At 69.8% G+C, this 16,375-nt stretch carries 12 protein-coding genes and 1 pseudogene; 9 read left to right on the top strand and 4 right to left on the bottom strand.

Annotated features, from left to right (window positions below):
* Window positions 1-120: 120 nt before the first annotated feature.
* From QFZ76_RS41090 to QFZ76_RS41055, 8 genes and pseudogenes are all read left to right on the top strand, one after another.
* On the top strand, window positions 121-1,140 hold the full coding sequence (locus tag QFZ76_RS41090) for a carbohydrate kinase family protein (RefSeq protein WP_307678433.1): 1,020 nt from the start codon (window positions 121-123) through the stop codon (window positions 1,138-1,140).
* A 77-nt stretch (window positions 1,141-1,217) separates the two neighbouring features.
* Complete coding sequence (locus tag QFZ76_RS41085; protein WP_307680281.1) at window positions 1,218-2,504, top strand: ABC transporter substrate-binding protein; 1,287 nt, start codon at window positions 1,218-1,220, stop codon at window positions 2,502-2,504.
* On the top strand, window positions 2,504-3,466 hold the full coding sequence (locus QFZ76_RS41080; protein ID WP_307678432.1) for a carbohydrate ABC transporter permease: 963 nt from the start codon (window positions 2,504-2,506) through the stop codon (window positions 3,464-3,466). The genes QFZ76_RS41085 and QFZ76_RS41080 overlap by 1 nt, the downstream gene beginning before the upstream one ends.
* A gap of 15 nt (window positions 3,467-3,481) precedes the next feature.
* Window positions 3,482-4,345 carry a carbohydrate ABC transporter permease gene (locus QFZ76_RS41075; protein WP_307678431.1) on the top strand — a complete coding sequence of 288 codons (864 nt, stop codon included), beginning with the start codon at window positions 3,482-3,484 and terminating at the stop codon, window positions 4,343-4,345.
* Window positions 4,345-7,275 (top strand): glycoside hydrolase family 2 TIM barrel-domain containing protein, encoded by a 2,931-nt coding sequence (locus QFZ76_RS41070; protein WP_307678430.1) that lies wholly within the window; start codon window positions 4,345-4,347, stop codon window positions 7,273-7,275. The genes QFZ76_RS41075 and QFZ76_RS41070 overlap by 1 nt, the downstream gene beginning before the upstream one ends.
* A 51-nt stretch (window positions 7,276-7,326) precedes the next feature.
* The gene (locus QFZ76_RS41065; protein WP_307678429.1) at window positions 7,327-9,174 is read left to right on the top strand and encodes a LamG-like jellyroll fold domain-containing protein; all 1,848 of its coding nucleotides are present in this window, start codon (window positions 7,327-7,329) and stop codon (window positions 9,172-9,174) included.
* A gap of 24 nt (window positions 9,175-9,198) precedes the next feature.
* Window positions 9,199-10,866, top strand: a complete 1,668-nt coding sequence (locus QFZ76_RS41060; RefSeq protein ID WP_307678428.1) for a PHP domain-containing protein — start codon at window positions 9,199-9,201, stop codon at window positions 10,864-10,866.
* Window positions 10,863-11,720 (top strand): annotated as a pseudogene (locus QFZ76_RS41055) (hypothetical protein). Before QFZ76_RS41060 ends, QFZ76_RS41055 begins: the two are co-directional and overlap by 4 nt.
* Before the next feature lie 20 nt (window positions 11,721-11,740).
* Here QFZ76_RS41055 and QFZ76_RS41050 read toward each other — a convergent pair.
* From QFZ76_RS41050 to QFZ76_RS41035, 4 genes are read right to left on the bottom strand one after another with little or no spacing between them, the layout of a single operon-like run.
* On the bottom strand, window positions 11,741-12,196 hold the full coding sequence (locus QFZ76_RS41050) for a MaoC family dehydratase (protein WP_266450222.1): 456 nt from the start codon (window positions 12,194-12,196) through the stop codon (window positions 11,741-11,743).
* A gap of 42 nt (window positions 12,197-12,238) precedes the next feature.
* Window positions 12,239-13,744 carry a long-chain fatty acid--CoA ligase gene (locus QFZ76_RS41045; protein ID WP_307678427.1) on the bottom strand — a complete coding sequence of 502 codons (1,506 nt, stop codon included), beginning with the start codon at window positions 13,742-13,744 and terminating at the stop codon, window positions 12,239-12,241.
* A gap of 11 nt (window positions 13,745-13,755) precedes the next feature.
* Entirely contained in the window at window positions 13,756-14,640 is an 885-nt protein-coding gene (locus tag QFZ76_RS41040) for an amidohydrolase family protein (RefSeq protein WP_307678426.1), read from the bottom strand.
* Between the two features lie 2 nt (window positions 14,641-14,642).
* Window positions 14,643-15,560 carry an SDR family NAD(P)-dependent oxidoreductase gene (locus tag QFZ76_RS41035; RefSeq protein ID WP_307678425.1) on the bottom strand — a complete coding sequence of 306 codons (918 nt, stop codon included), beginning with the start codon at window positions 15,558-15,560 and terminating at the stop codon, window positions 14,643-14,645.
* A gap of 277 nt (window positions 15,561-15,837) precedes the next feature.
* Between QFZ76_RS41035 and QFZ76_RS41030 the strand changes: the two genes are divergently transcribed.
* Entirely contained in the window at window positions 15,838-16,263 is a 426-nt protein-coding gene (locus QFZ76_RS41030; RefSeq protein WP_307678424.1) for a MarR family winged helix-turn-helix transcriptional regulator, read from the top strand.
* Window positions 16,264-16,375: the final 112 nt, after the last annotated feature.

The following is a 16,375-nucleotide window of genomic DNA, read 5'->3' as shown; positions in this document are numbered from 1 at the left end:
ATCTTCAATCATTTCCATGCTCGCTTCTGCTGAGGTCTTGACCAATGTCGCCGAGCAGCGCACGATTCCGGTCACGAAATGAAGAGTTTTGACGAGCTCTCCCGACGAGAGGATGTGCGCGTGGACGACGACCGGCCCGACGTGCTGCTGACCGGGCTGCTCTTCTACGACCTCGTCCTCACCGGTCTGGACAGGCCGCCCACGCCGGGCGAGGAGATCTGGACGGCCGGCATGGGCTGCGGCCCCGGCGGCATCGCCAACCTGGCCGCCGCCGCCGCCCGCTTCGGCCTGCGGACCTCCCTGGCGACGGTCTTCGGCGACGACTTCTACGGCGCGTACTGCCGGGAGATCCTCGCCGGCCAGGAAGGCGTCGACCTCTCGCTGTCCCGCGTCGCCCAGGGCTGGCACACCCCGGTCACCGTCGCGCTCGCGCACGGCCAGGACCGGGCCCTCGTCACGCACGGCCAGGAACCGCCGTACTCGCAGGACGCACTGATGGGCGACCCGCCCGAGGCGCGCACCGCCCTCGTGCACCTCGAGGCCGAACCGCGCGCCTGGCTCGCCAAGGCCGCCGCGAACGGCACCCAGATCTACGCCGACGTCGGCTGGGACCCCACCCAGGAGTGGTCCACCGCCCTCCTGGACCAGCTCTCCCTGTGCCACGCCTTCCTCCCCAACGAGACCGAGGCGATGGCCTACACCCGCACCGACAGCGCGGTCGCGGCCCTCGGCACGCTCTCCGAGCTGGTGCCGGTGGCCGTGGTCACCCGCGGCGGCGACGGCGCCGTCGCCGTGGACCAGAGCACCGGCGAGTACGCCGACGTGCCCGCCCTCGACCTCGACGTCCTGGACGCGACGGGCGCCGGGGACGTCTTCGGCGCGAGCTTCGTGGCGGCCTCGCTGGGCGGCTGGCCGCTGGAGGAACGGCTGCGGTTCGCCGTACTGGCCGCGGGCCTGTCCGTGCAGCACCACGGTGGCGCGCTGGCGGCGCCCGGCTGGTACGGCATCGACCGCTGGTGGCGCTCCCTGACCGACCCCGAACTGAAGCGGACGTACGGCTTCCTGGCCGAGCGGCTGCCCGGCGATCCCGGTCCGCCCGTCCAGTACGCCCCGGTGACGCCTCCCGCACGGCAGCACTGACCCCCCGGGCTCGTAAGACCCCCGACATCCCCCCTCGTATGCGAAGTCACGAACAGATCCGAAAGGCGGTGGGAGCTGTGCGGCTCTCACGAAGAGGCCTCCTGCGCGCGGGCCTGGCCGGCACGGCCGCCACCGCGCTGGGCGGCCTGGCGTCCGGCTGTGCCGTTCCGACCGGCTCGACCGGCCGGAACCTGGTCCTGTGGTACTGGGACGGCGGCCTGGGCGACACGGTCATCGACAAGGCCAAGGCCCGTTACGGCAGCACGGTCGACCTCCAGGCCGTCAAGATCGGCGGCTACTACCGGTCCAAGCTGATCACCACGATGGCCGGCCGTGCCCACATCCCCGACATCGCCGGCCTCAAGGGCGAGGACATGGCGTCCTACCTGCCCAACGCGGACCAGTTCGTGGACCTGCGGACCCTGGGCGCGGAGAAGTACAAGAGCCAGTACCTGTCCTGGAAGTGGGACCAGGGCATCGCCGACGACGGCTCGATGGTGGGCTTCCCCATCGACTGCGGGCCGGTCGCCCACTTCTACCAGTACGAGGTCTTCCGCAAGGCGGGACTGCCGTACGAGCCCGCCGACGTGTCCCGGGAGCTCAACACCTGGGAGAAGTACTTCGCGGCGGGCGAGCAGCTCCGCAAGCGGATACCGGGGACCTCCCTGCTCACCGACGTCAACAGCGTCTTCGAGAACGTGGTGCAGCAGGGCAGCAAGCGGTACGTCGACAAGGACCGCAACTTCATCGGCGACCAGGAGCATGTGCGGGCGGCCTGGACGCTGGCCGTGGAGGCCAAGCGGCGCCGGATCGTCTCCAACCTGGTCACCGGCACCCCGGACCAGATCTCGGCGGTGGACTCCGGCAAGCTGCCCAGCCAGCTCGGCGCCTCCTGGGCGACGTACGACATCAAGAACGGCAACCCGAAGACCAAAGGCAAGTGGCGGATCGCGGACATGCCGGTGCGGCCCTCCAACAACGGCGGCTCGTTCCTGTCGATCACCAAGGCGTGCCGGGAGCCCGAGCATGCCTTCGAGATCATCGCGTGGATGCTCAACGCGGCCAACCAGGCCTCGGGGTACGTCGACGCGGGTCTCTTCCCCTCCACCCCGGCCTCGTACGGCCTCAAGCAACTGCGCGAACCCGACCCGTTCTTCGGCGGCCAGGTGACGACGGACGTCTTCGGGCCCGCCGCGCAGAAGATCGTGGTCGCCTACAACAGCCCCTTCGACGTGGCGCTCGGGCAGCCCATCAAGGACGAGATCAAGAACGTCGGCGTCCTCGGCAAGGACCCGGAGAAGGCCTGGAGTGACGCCATGAGCAAGTGCCGGCGGATCGCGAAGCACCTGGGGGTGAGCTACTGATGGCCACCGTCCCCGCCCTGGAGAAGCCCCCAGTGGTCCTGGCGGACCCGCCCGCCGTGCGGCCGAGGAACGGGTGGCGCAAGTACTGGCACCTGTATGCCGCGATCTCCCCGTTCTATCTGCTGTTCATCGCCTTCGGTCTGATCCCCGTCGGCTTCTCGCTCTACCTGTCCTTCCACCGCTGGGACGGCCTCGGCTCGATGGAGTGGGCGGGTCTGTCGCAGTACCAGTACCTGGTGAGCGACAGCGACTTCTGGAGCTCGATCGGCAACACGATCATCATCTGGGCGCTGGCCACCTTCCCCATGATCTTCCTGGCGATGGTCACGGCCGTGATGCTCAACGCGGCGGTCCGCTTCAAGAACGTCTACCGGTTCGCCTACTTCCTGCCGAACGTCACCTCGGTGGTGGCGATCGCGATCGTCTTCGGCTCGGTGTTCTCCACCAACTTCGGCCTGGTGAACGCTCTGTTGCAGGCCGTGGGCCTGGACCAGGTGGCCTGGCTGAACACGCCGTGGGGCATCAAGGTCGCCATCGCGACGCTGATGACCTGGCAGTGGGTCGGCTACAACGCGATCATCTTCCTCGCGGGTCTGCAGACCATCCCGGGCGAGCTGTACGAGGCGGCGCGCATGGACGGCGCCGGGCCCCTGCAGACGTTCTTCCGGATCACGCTGCCCCTGCTGCGGCCGACCCTGCTGTTCGTGCTCGTGGTCTCCACGGTCACCGGACTGCAGAGCTTCACCGAGGCGCAGGTCCTGCTGCAGAACACCTCGAACGACTCGACGTTCTCCGGCGGTCCGGACCACGCGGGCCGGACGATGGTCCTCTACTTCTTCCAGCAGACCTTCGACAACAACGACTTCGGCTACGGCGCCGCCGTGGCGTGGGGCATCTTCCTCGTCGTCGTCATCTTCTCGATCATCAACTGGCGGCTGGTGCAGCGCCGCGACGAAGACTAGGGAGGCCCGAACACCATGGCATCCATCCAAGGCACCAGGCGCCCCAAGGGCATACAGGGCGTCCGGCGCCGGGGCATCGCACTGCACGCGGTCCTCGTCATCGGGCTGCTGCTGTCGGCCTTCCCGTTCTACTGGGCCATCATCATGTCGACGCACACGTCGACCGAGATCTTCTCCTACCCGCCGAAGCTGCTGCCCGGCTCGCACTTCCTGCAGAACGCGCGCAGTCTCTTCGACAACATCGACTTCTTCGGCTCGATGTTCAACTCGCTGCTCGTGGCGTGTGCGGTGACCTTCCTCGTCCTGTTCTTCGACTCGCTGGCCGCGTTCGTCTTCGCCAAGTTCGACTTCCCGGGCCGCAGGCTGCTGTTCGTCGTGCTGATGGCGATCTTCATGGTGCCGACGCAGATGGCGATCATCCCGCAGTTCGTGATCATGGCGAAGATCGGCTGGATCGGGTCGATGACAGCACTGATCGTGCCGGCCGCGGCCAACGCGTTCGGCATCTTCTGGATGCGCCAGTACATGCAGAGCGCGATCCACGACGAACTGCTGGACGCCTCGAAGATCGACGGGGCGAACTTCCTGCGCCAGTACTGGCACGTCGCCCTCCCGGTCGTCCGCCCGGGCCTCGCCTTCCTCGGCATCTTCACCTTCATGGCCCAGTGGAACGACTACGCCTGGCCCCTGATCGCCCTGACGAATCCGGACAACGTCACCCTCCAGGTCGCGCTGTCCCAGCTCAACGGCGTCCATGGCACCACCGACTACGGCATGGTGATGACCGGCGCGCTGCTCGCCCTTGTTCCGCTGCTGATCGTCTTCGCGATCGGCGCCAAGCAGATCATCGGCGACCTCGGCAAGGGGGCCATCCGCTGATGGACCCCTTGCTGGCGCTGCGCCCCTGGGAGACACCCGAGGTGACGTCCTGGGGGCGGCTGCCGATGAACGCCGTCGACCGCCGCCCCGGGGCACTGAAGCTGGACGGCGACTGGCGCTTCCAGCTGCTGCCGGCACCGGACGCGCCGCTGACGGGCGCGTGGTCGTCGGCGTACGTTCCCGGTGTCTGGACCATGCAGGACACCGACGACCTTCCGCAGTACACGAACGTCCGTATGCCGTATGCAGAATTCCCTCCACTGTCGCCCGCCGACAATCCGACGGGTGTGTACGAGCGCACGGTGGACGTGCCCGCCGAGTGGGCGGGGCGGCGGATCGTGCTCCAGGTCGGGGCCGCCGAGAGCGTCCTTCTCGTGCACGTGGACGGGCGGCCGGCCGGCATCTCCAAGGACTCCCATCTGGCCGCCGACTTCGACCTGACGGGGCTGGTGCGGGCCGGCGAGCGGGCCGTCGTACGGCTGACGGTCGTGAAGTGGTCGGACGCCTCGCACATCGAGGACCAGGACCAGTGGTGGCACGGGGGCGTCACCCGGTCGGTGCTGCTGTACGCGACGGATCCGCTGCACCTCGCCGACGTGAGCGTACGGGCGGGCCGGTACGGGGAGCTGCGGGTCGACTGCCGGGTGCGGTCGGCGGGCGGCGACGGTGCGCTGCCCGAGGGCTGGTACGTCAGCGGCGAGCTCGACGGTCACCTGCTCACGCAGGACACCGAGTTCGACCGGGCCAACACCGACGACGACCGCGTCTCCGACTTCCTCGGCGAGGCCCGGCTGCAGACCACGGTCGCCGACGTGCGTACCTGGAACGCCGAGACGCCCGAGCTGTACGACCTGACCGTGCGGCTGCACCGCGCCGACGGCACGGTCGCCGACGCCTCGCAGCACCGCGTCGGCTTCCGGGACGTCGAGATCGTCGGGCGGGACCTGCTGGTCAACGGCGAGCGGGTGTTCGTCCGGGGCGTCAACCGGCACGACTTCCATCCGCTGACCGGGCGGACGGTGTCGTACGACGACATGCGCGCCGACCTGGTCGTGCTGAAGCGTTTCGGCTTCAACGCGATCCGCACCTCCCACTACCCGGGCGACCCGGCGCTGTACGACCTCGCCGACGAGCTCGGTTTCTATGTCGTCGACGAGGCGGACCTCGAGTCCCACGACCACGCCCACGAGATCGCCGACGACCCGCGCTATCTGAACGCCTTCGTGGACCGGGTGTCCCGGATGGTGCTGCGGGACAAGAACCATCCCTCGGTGATCATCTGGTCGCTGGGCAACGAGTCCGACTACGGCGCCAATCACGACGCGGCGGCGGGCTGGGTGCGCCGGCACGATCCGACCCGGCCGATCCAGTACGAGGGCGCCGCCAAGCTCGGCTGGGCGGACCCGGAGCTCGCCTCGGACATCGCCTGTCCGATGTACGCGTCGCTGGAGGACTGTGTCGCGCACGCGCTGTCCGGCGAGCAGACCAAGCCGCTCATCCAGTGCGAGTACTCCCACGCGATGGGCAACAGCAACGGCACGCTGGCGGACCACTGGGCGGCCATCGAGTCCACCCCGGGTCTTCAGGGCGGCTTCATCTGGGAGTTCTGGGACCACGGCATCCTTCAGCGTGTGAACGACGGAAGGCCGGTGGGCCGCGGGGGCGCCGGACTCTATGACAACGGTGTCGCCGCGCCCGGCCACCGCTGGGCGTACGGCGGCGACTTCGGGGAGCGGATCCACGACGGCGCGTTCATCGCCGACGGCGTGGTCTTCCCGGACCGCACCCCCAAGCCCGTGATGTACGAGCACCGGGAGATCGCGGCGCCGGTGCGGCTGGAGTGCTTCCGGCACGAGGGCGTCGTCGTCGGCAACCACCAGCACTTCCGCGCCACGGACTGGCTGTCCGCCCGGTGGGAGCTGGCCCTGGCCGACGGCGGCACCCTGACCGCGCCCGCCGAGCTGCCCGATCTGCGCCCCGGTGAGACGGCGGCGGTGCCGCTGCCGTTCGAGCTGCCGGAGGACGGCGGCGAGGCGTGGCTGACGCTGCGGGTGACGACCGCCGACGACGAGCCGTGGGCCCCGCGCGGGACGGTGGTGTGTCTGCCGCAGGTGCGGCTGCGCGCGGCGGCGCCCTTCGAGAGCCTCGCCCCGGTGGTGCAGAACCGTTCCGTCGAGGTCGACGGGGAGGGGCTGCTGGTACATCCCCTGCTCGCCTCCGCCCCCGTTCTCTCGCTGTGGCGGGCGCCCACCGACAACGACGAGCTGGGCGGGATGGCGCTGCGCTGGCGGACCTGGGGGCTGGACACGCCGGTGCGCAAGGTCGTCGACGTACGCCGGGTGGCGGGGCAGGTCACCGTGCACGCCGAGTACGCGACGGAGCCGGGTGTCGTCCGTCATGTGCAGGTGATCACGCCGGTCGAGGGCGGCATCCGTGTCGAGGAGCGGGCCGAACTGCCGGACGGGCTCGCCGATGTGGCGCGGGTGGGGTCCGTGTTCGAGACGGTGGCGGGCCTCGACCTGATGGAGTGGTACGGACAGGGCCCCTGGGAGTCGTATCCGGACCGCGGTTTCGGCGCGCCCGTCGGCCATCACCGCGTACCGGTGGACGAGTTGTTCACCCCTTATCTGCGTCCGCAGGAGAGCGGCGGGCGGCACGGCGTACGGCGGTTCACACTGTCGGCGCCGGACGCCACCGGTCTCACCGTCACGCTGGACGAGCCCCGGCAGGTGTCCGTGACCCGTTACCGCGCCGAGGACCTGACCGCCGTAACCCATCATGACGAACTCGTCCCGCGGGCGGGCTGCGTGGTCCATCTCGACGCGGCCCACCGCGGACTGGGCACCGCCTCGTGCGGGCCCGACACCTCACCGTCGTACCTCATCGCACCGGGTGTCCACCGCTGGAGCTGGACCCTGCGCGCCCTCTGATCTCCCCCCACGCCTTCTCTGTCACCTTTTACGCAGTGTTACGGAGCACACGTGTGCGTTTCGCATGAGCACGACCAGGGCGAGGCCGCGCAGGCCGGTGCCGGAAGACGCGGTTTCCTGCGGGCGACGGCGCTGCTGGGCGCCGCCGCGACGGCCGGTCTCGCGCTGCCGGCCGCCGCCGAGGCGGCCCCGGCCTCCGCGGCGAGTTGGCGGCCGGACCCGGACAGCCGTCGCTTCACACTCGCCGTCATGCCCGACACGCAGTACCTCTTCGACGGGCCGAGCATCGACAAGGCACCGTTCGAGGCGTCCCTGCGCTATCTGCTGGAGCACGGCAAAGAAGAGAACATCGTCTTCCTGTCCCACCTCGGCGACCTCACGGAGAACGGCGCCCAGTCCGAAGTCACCGCGATCAGCGAGGCGTTCCGGCTCCTCGACCGGCGTGGCGTCGGCTACAGCGTCCTGGCCGGCAACCACGATGTGCGGTCGTCGACCGACGACCAGCGGGGCCCGACGCCGTACCTGAACGCCTTCGGGCCGCAGCGGTTCCAGGGCAGTCCGACCTTCGGCGGCGCCTCCCCCGACGGCTACAACACCTTCCACCTCTTCAAGGCGGCCGGCCGGGAGTGGCTGGTGCTCGCGCTGGACTGGCGGCTGTCGGCGAAGGGGTACGCCTGGGCCAAGCAGGTCATGGCCCAGCACCCGAAGACTCCGGTGATCCTCACCACGCACGAGCTGGTCGTCGAGGACGACAGCCTGTCGGCGTACGGGCAGCAGCTGTGGGACAAGCTGATCGCGGAGCACGACCAGATCTTCCTCACCCTCAACGGGCACTACTGGCCCGCCGGTCGCGCGACCCGCAAGAACGCGGCGGGGAATGACGTCCACCTGCACCTGACGAACTACCAGAACCGCTACTTCGGCGGCGCGGCGATGATCCGCCTCTACCACTTCGACCTGGACCGGGACGTCATCGACGTGGAGACGGTCTCCCCGTGGATCCTGGGCCGGGCGGCGAAGGGGCTCAACGAGCTGGAGCGGCAGGAGATCGAACTCAGCGGCGACGCCGACCGGTTCTCCGTCGACATCGACTTCGCGGACCGGTTCTCCGGCTTCGCCCCGGTGCCCGCGCGCCCGGCACGTCCCGCGTCGGGGATCCTGGTCCCCGGCACGGTGGCCTACTGGCGCTTCGACGGACACGACGACGGAACGGACGCCACCGGCACCGTCCGTGACCTGTCCGGGCGCGGCAACGACCTCACCCCGGTGTCGGTGGGCGGCGCCACACTGACCTGGTCCTCGGACCACCACCCGGACCAACCCGGCCACGGCAGCCTGGAGTTCCACGGCTTCAAGTCCCCGCTGAAGGGCGCCTACCTGCGCACGGTCGACGGCGCGCCCCTCAACTCGGCGACCTTCAAGGCCGGTTACACCATCGAGGCCTTCTACCGCGTCCCCGCCGACTGGGACCCCTCGCACAACGCCTGGGGAGGGCTGGTCAGCCGCACCGGCACGGGCGGCGCCGCGGGCAAGACCGAGGACGACCCGGACGAGCCGCTGGCCACGCTCTCCCTGTCCGACGGCCCAGGCCCGCAGTGGGCGGTGCGGCCGCTCAACCAGGAGGGCATCGCCACGAACTGGGGCGACGAGACGGCCCGTGAGGTGTGGTGGCACGTCGCCGTCGTCAACGACGGCTCCCACACCACGATGTACGTCCAGGGCTGCCCCGTCGCCCGCAACCCCACCGCGCGCTCCGTGGGGCTCACCTCGGTCGGACTGCCGTGGCTCCTTGGCGGCTACGAGTACGGCGGCCGGATCGACCAGATCCTCTACGGCCGTCTCGGCGACGTCCGGATCGTCGAACGGGCACTGCCCGTCACGTCGTTCATGAACCACTAACCCCCTGTTCAGAGGACAGACACGATGAACGAGCAGCAGCTGCCCGTCTGGGCCGACCCGTCCGTATCCCCCGCAGAACTCGATCCGCAGGGCGGTTCCCGACGCCAACTCCTCCGCCGTGCGGGCCTGTTCGGCGCCGCGTTCGCCCTCGGCTCGACGGCCGTTCCCGCGGCGGCCTCCGAGCAGCGTTACGGCGGCGACGATCCGCATCTCGCCTACCTGGTCGGCGACCACCACGTCCACTCCGTCTACAGCCACGACGCGAAGTACACGTTCGACCAACTCGCCCAGGGAGCCGCCACGTACGGCCTCGACTGGATGGTGTTCAACGAGCACTCCAACTTCGGGCACGCCCAGTACGGGGCGAAGCTGGAACACGAGGAGATCCTCAAGGCCCGCGCCCGGAACCCGCGCCAGCTGATCTTCCAGGGCCTGGAGTGGTACATCCCGGGCGCCGAGCACTGCACGATCTTCGCCGCGCCGGGTCCTCATGAAGTCGACCTGCTCACCCGGTTCGAGCTCGCCTACGACGGCAAACTGCTCGGCTACACGGCGGGCGGTCCCACGGATCCCGACACCCCCCGCAACGAGGCGCACGCCGTCAAGGCCATCCAGTGGCTCGCCGAACAGCGCCGCACCGGATACGTCGACGACGTCCTGGTCCTCGCCAACCACCCGATGCGCCTGGGCATCGACTCACCGCATGAGATGCGCAACTGGCGGGACGCGGCCCCCGAGATCATGATCGGCATGGAGGGCGCGCCCGGTGCGCAGGGCGGCGGCATTCCGGGCTGGGTCGGATCGGGCCAGCAGCGCGGCGAGTACACCAACAAGCCGTCCGCGAACTCCTGGCCCGGCTATCCGGAGAACGCCTACGTCCTGTACGGCGGCTTCGACTGGATGACGGCGACGGTCGGCGGCATGTGGGACGCGATGCTCGCCGAGGGCAAGCTCTTCACGATCACCACCAACTCCGATGTGCACCGGGTGGTCTTCGACACCTGGAAGAACGGCGACTGGGCGCCGGGACAGAACTTCGACAACACCGGGCACATCCCCGACCCGGTGAACACCGACACCGAGCAGCCGGGCGGCGACTTCTGGCCCGGCCAGTTCAGCCGCACCCACGTGGGCGTGACCCGCTACGGCTACCGCGCGGTGATGTCCGGCCTGCGCGCGGGCCGAGTCTGGCTGGACCACGGGCATCTGCTGGACGGGCTGGAGGTGCGGCTGAAGCGTGAGCGTGACTTCGGCCAAGGCGTCACGCTCGGCGGCCGGCTGCGCGTCCGCAAGGGCGACAGGCTCAGCCTCGAGGTCACCGTGACGACGGCCTCGCGGCCCAACGCCCAGGGAATCCTGCCCGAGTTGGCGCACGTGGACGTGATCCGGGGCGCGGTGCGCGGCCCGGCGACCGACCGGGACACCTGGCAGGCGCCCGACACCAAGGTCGTCCGGACGACGGACGTCCTGGGCCGCAAGGGGACGTACACCCTGCGTATCCCGGTCACCGCGGGCGACGAGTCCTTCTACGTCCGGCTGCGCGGCAGCGACGGCAACCGCAACGGCACGGGCTATCTGGGCGCCTCCGTGGACCCGCACGGTCCGATTCCCCACGTGCCCGGTGACGGTGACCCGTGGGCCGATACGTGGTTCTATTCCAACCCCATCTTCGTCGACGTGGCTGGTGCCTGACGAAGCGTCAACTGTTCGCCCTCTTCCCCTCATCAGGTGCCCTCACGCTCGGTGCGGGCACGGCGTCGGCCGCCGGCGACCCGCACTGGGCGCAGACCGGCACGGCGTACACCGACACGCCCAGGTGGCGGGCAGGGGCTCGCCACCCGGGCGAACGGCTCGCTGCTGTACCGGGGACTGGTCTCCATCCCCCTGGATCTGCGGATCAAGGGCTGGAACCACGTCGGCGACCCGGACATCGCGCGCGGGTATGTCTTCGACGCCTACCAGGGGCCCGACACGGCCACGTCCAAGATGTTCGCGGTGACCACCCCGGCCGGGGAGCGCTACGAGTACGTCCACCGGCTCAACCCAACCCGGGCGAGAAGCTGAACAACTCCTTCGCCACCGTCTCGCCCGACGGGCAGTGGCTGGTGTCGGGCGAGTGGGGCGAGCAGACCAGACTCCAGGTCTTCCCCGCCCCGCTGCTCAACCCGGCCACTCCTCCGACGGGCGGCGGCCTGAAGGAGGCCTGGCAGATCACGCTCGACAAGCCGGTGCGCGACATCCAGGGCTGCGACTTCCTGACGGACACCCGTCTGCTGTGTGCCTCGAACGACGCCACCGGCACGCTGTTCCCCGAGATCCGGCCGCTCCTCCAGGTCGACCTGCCGCGGAAGCCGGACGGGCAGCCGGTCACCGGCTCGGTGACGAGCCTGTTCGCACTGCCGCAGCGCAGCGTGTGCACGGGCCCGTTCGAGACGGAGGGCGTGGACTACGACGCCGGCCGCGGCACCCTGCGGGTGGAGATGATCCCGCCGGGTGCGTGCGCGGTGACGACCGCCGTCCACTCGTACCAGCAGGTCACGGACTGATCATCGGAGGTACGGCGAACTCAGGCGTAGAACCGCGACAGGCTCTGCAGCACCGCCGCCGGCTTCGTCCCGCCCTCGATCTCGATAGCCCCGTCGACGGCGACCTGCACACCGCCCGGCACGTCCTCGACCTCCACCAGCTTCGCCACCAGCCGGATGCGCGAGCCGACCTTCACCGGGGAGGGGAAACGCACCTTGTTCAGGCCGTAGTTGACCTTCGTGGTGACGCCCTGGACGTCCAGCAGCTCGGTGAACAGCGGGATGAAGAGGGAAAGGGTGAGATAGCCGTGCGCGATGGGGGCGCCGAAGGGGCCCGCCGCGGCCTTCTCCGGGTCCACGTGGATCCACTGGTGGTCGCCGGTCGCGTCGGCGAAGGTGTTGATGCGCTCCTGCGTGACCTCGATCCACTCGCTGGTGCCGAGGTCGCTGCCGGCGAGCTTCTTCAGTTCGTCGAGGCCGTTGACGGTGATGCCCATGTGGCTTTCCTTAGCTGGGAGTCGAAAGCTGAGAGGTAAAGGTCAGGAGTGGGTGCCGAAGCGCTTGCGCACCCGGGACTTGAGGAGCTTCCCGGAGGCGGTACGCGGGAGTTCGTCCGCGACGACGACCGACTTCGGGATCTTGTACTTGGCGAGCCGGCCGGCGAGCGAGGCCAGTACCTCGTCGGGGTCCGGCGAGGCGCCCTCGCGGGGGACGACGACCGCGCGCGGCACCTCGCCCCACTTGTCGTCGGGCACGCCGATGACCGCGCACTCGACGATGTCCGGGTGGGCGAGGAGCAGGTCCTCGATCTCGGCGGGGTAGATGTTCTCCCCACCGGAGATGATCATGTCCTTTATACGGTCGACGATGTACACGTAACCGTCCTCGTCGACCCGCGCCGCGTCCCCGCTGCGGAACCAGCCGTCCGCGAAGGAGGCGGCCGTCTCCTCGGGCAGCCCCCAGTAGCCGGGCATGACGTGCGGCCCGCGGACCACGACCTCACCGGTCTCGTCGATGTCGACGGGAGCCAGGTCCGGCCGTACCACCCGTACGTCGCTGAAGAAGTGCGACACCCCGGCCGAACCCGCCTTGCTCACCGCGTGTTCGGCGTCCAGGAACAGCGTCCCGGGAGACGCCTCCGTCATGCCGTAGCCCTGGAGGAAGGTCAGGCCCCGCTCCTGGTAGGCGGCGATCAGCGGCGACGGCACCGGGGAGCCGCCGCAGGTGAGGATCCGCAGGGAGGACAGGTCGGCGTCCTTCCAGCGGGGGTGCCGGGCGATCTGGTCGAACATCGTCGGCACGCCGAACATGAAGGTGATCCGGTGCCGTTCGACCAGGTCGAAGGTGGCGTCCGGGTCGAAGGCCTCGACCAGGACGCAGGTGCCGCCCTTGAGGAGGACCGGCAGGGTGAGCATGTTCAGGCCCGCCGTGTGGAACAACGGGGCGGAGACCAGGGCGCGTTCGTCGGCGAGCAGATCGTGGTCGATGAGGACGTTGATCGCGTTCCAGGTGAGGTTGCCGTGGGTGAGCATCGCGCCCTTGGGGCGGCCGGTGGTGCCCGAGGTGTACATGATGATGCAGGTGTCGTCGGCTCCGACCGGCTCGTCGATGGGCTCGTCCTTGGCCGAGCTCAGCGCCTCCTCGTATTCGGCGCCGACCTCGACGTACGTCCGCACGTCGGTGCTGCCCGGCAGTCCGGCGACCAGCCCCTGGAACGACGGGCCGTAGACGAGCGCCTTGGCACCGGAGTCGGCCAGCTGGTAGGCGATCTCCGGGCCGGCGAGGCGGGTGTTCAGCGGCACGAACACCGCGCCGAGGACGCCCGCCGCGAACAGCGTCTCCAGATAGGAGGGGTGGTTGGTGCCGAGGTAGGCGATGCGGTCGCCGCGGCGGATGCCTCGGGTGCGCAGGGCGTGGGCCAGGCGCGTGGTGCGTGTATGCAATGTGCGGTAGTCCGTCGACTGCTCACCGTGGACCAGGGCCGTGCGGTGGGGGGTCTTGCGGGCCCGGCGTGCGGGCCACGACCCCAGTCCCTCGTTGCGCATGGTGACGCCCCTTATGGTTTCGTCAGCCCGAGCAGGCGGGCGGCGTTCTCCTTGAGGATCTTCGGCCTGACCTCGTCCTTGATCGACAGCTTCGCGAAGTCCGCCATCCAGCGGTCGGGGGTGAGGACGGGGAAGTCGGAGCCGAAGAGCACCTTGTCCTTGAGCAGGGTGTTGGCGTACTGCACCAGCTGCGGCGGGAAGTACTTCGGCGACCAGCCGGACAGGTCGATGTGCACGCCCGGCTTGTGGGTGGCGACCGCCAGGGCCTCGTCCTGCCAGGGGAAGGACGGGTGCGCCAGGATGATCTTCAGATGCGGGAAGTCGGCGGCCACGTCGTCCACGTGCAGCGGGTTCGAGTACTTGAGCCGGATCCCGCCCCCGCCGGGCACGCCGGCACCGATGCCGGTCTGGCCGGTGTGGAAGAGGGCGATGGTGCCGGTCTCCTCGATCACCTCGTAGAGGTCGTACGCCACCGAGCGGTCGTTGGGGAAGAAGCCCTGGATGCTCGGGTGGAACTTGAAGCCCTTCACCCCGTACTCCTCGACCAGGCGCCGGGCCTGCTTCACGCCCGCCTTACCCCGGAACGGGTCGATGGACGCGAAGGGGATGAGGACGTCCGCGTTGGCCGCGGCGGCCTCGGCGACCTCCTCGTTGGGGACGGGGGCCGTGCCGGTCGCGGACTCGGCGTCCACCGTGAAGATCACGGCGGCCATCTTCCGCTCCCGGTAGTAGGCGGCGGTCTCCTCCAGGGTCGGCTTCCGCTTGCCCTCGACCTTGAAGTAGGCGGAGGAGGCGTCGTGCAGGTCGTCGTCCAGGGAGGAGTGGCCCTTGGAGGACACCTCCGCGTGGGTGTGGACGTCGATCGCGACGAGATCCTCGACATTGAGGGTCGTCATGGTCAGGCCTCCGGGAACTTGGGGGCCGGGATGCCGACCGTCTGGAGTTCGGCGCCGACCGACGTGGGGAAGGCGTCGGCCAGGGTCTCGGGGGTCCAGCCGCCGTCGGCGTAGGCCGCGCTGATCTCCTGCGGATGCGACCAGAGTGCCACCTTGTCGCCGCCGATGCCGATGGCCTGGCCGGTGATCGAGCGGGCGGCCTCGGAGGCGAGGAAGGGGACGAGGGCCGCACAGTCCTCGGGGGTGCCGAAGCCCTCGCCCTTGCGGAGGAAGGCCGGCAGCGGCTCGCCGTTCTTCATCGCCTCGATGTAGGGCGCGAAGGCGGGGATGGTCTCGGTCATCGCGGTGGCGGCGACCGGCACGATCGCGTTGACGGTGATGCCGGCGCGGCCGAGCTCCATGGACCAGGTGCGGGCCATCGCGGCGATGCCGGCCTTCGCGGCGGCGTAGTTCGTCTGCCCGAAGTTGCCGCGCTGTCCGGCCGGGGAGCCGACCAGGATCAGGGTGCCGCCCTCGCCCTGCTCGCGCATGCGCACGGCGGCGGCCCGGGCGCAGGTGAAGGTGCCCTTGAGGTGGGTGGTGACGACCGCGTCGAAGTCCTCGTCGGTCATCTTCCACAGGACCTTGTCGCGCAGGATGCCCGCGTTGGTGACCAGGATGTCGAGGCGCCCGAACTCCTCGACGGCACGGCCGACGAGCCGGTCGGCGGCCTCGGTCGTGCCGACCGGGACGACCTCGGCGACGGCGGTGCCGCCCGCCGCGGTGATGGACTTCACGGCCTGCTCGGCCACGGCCTCGTCGACGTCGTTGATCACCACGGACGCGCCATGGGCGGCCAGGGCGTGGGCGTAGGCGAGGCCGAGGCCCCGGCCGCTGCCGGTGACGACGGCGGCCTTGCCGGTGAGATCGATGCTGGGCACGGGCGGGTCCCTTCACAACATGACACGGGTGATGCGGCCGCGGCTGTGCGGCGTCGAGATCGAAGCTAAGAGCAATAATTGGCGACGTCAATAGTTGTTGCCGCCCGTCCGGTGCGTCAGACTGGCCCCAGCACCGATCCGGACACCACGCATCCACCGCTCAGCACGTCGAACCGCCCCGCCCGGGGCCTCTCCCAGGGAGCCCGCCATCGCCCGCCAGCCACACGCCCCCGACCACGCCGCAGGCCCCGCCCCGATCGACGCCGACGAGCCGTGGATGCGCGGGCTGCACGCGGACACCGGCTATCTGCTGTACCGGCTGGGCCTGCGCTCCGGGCAACTGTTCAACGGCTTCCTCCAGGAGTCCGGCCTGCGCCTGCGCCACTACGCGCTGCTCCGCTTCCTCGCCACATCCGGGGGTGCGCTCCAGCGCGAGCTGAGCACGACCCTCGGCTACGACCCGAGCGCGATCGTCGGCCTGGTCGACGACCTGGAGAAGCTTGGCTTCGCCGAGCGGCGCCCCTCCCCGGACGACCGCCGCAGCCGCATCGTCGTGCTCACCGAGGGGGGCCGCGGCTTCCTGCGCGACACCGACGAGGCCGGCCTGCGCGTGACCAACGAACTCCTCGGCCCGCTAAACCCGGCCGAACGGGACGCGCTGCACACGCTGCTGCTGCGGATCGCGGAGGACGGACTCAGCTGAATGTTGTGCAACTGATTGACGGCCGCACGATTGATGCCTAACTTCACCGGGGTCGCACCGGTGAAGTCCCCCACCGGTGACACCCCCACGGCATCGGCACCAGGGAGCTCAT

It is taken from the genome of Streptomyces sp. V4I2 (assembly GCF_030817655.1).
Taxonomy (GTDB): domain Bacteria; phylum Actinomycetota; class Actinomycetes; order Streptomycetales; family Streptomycetaceae; genus Streptomyces; species Streptomyces plumbiresistens.
This window is presented reverse-complemented; position numbering and strand designations above follow the sequence as displayed.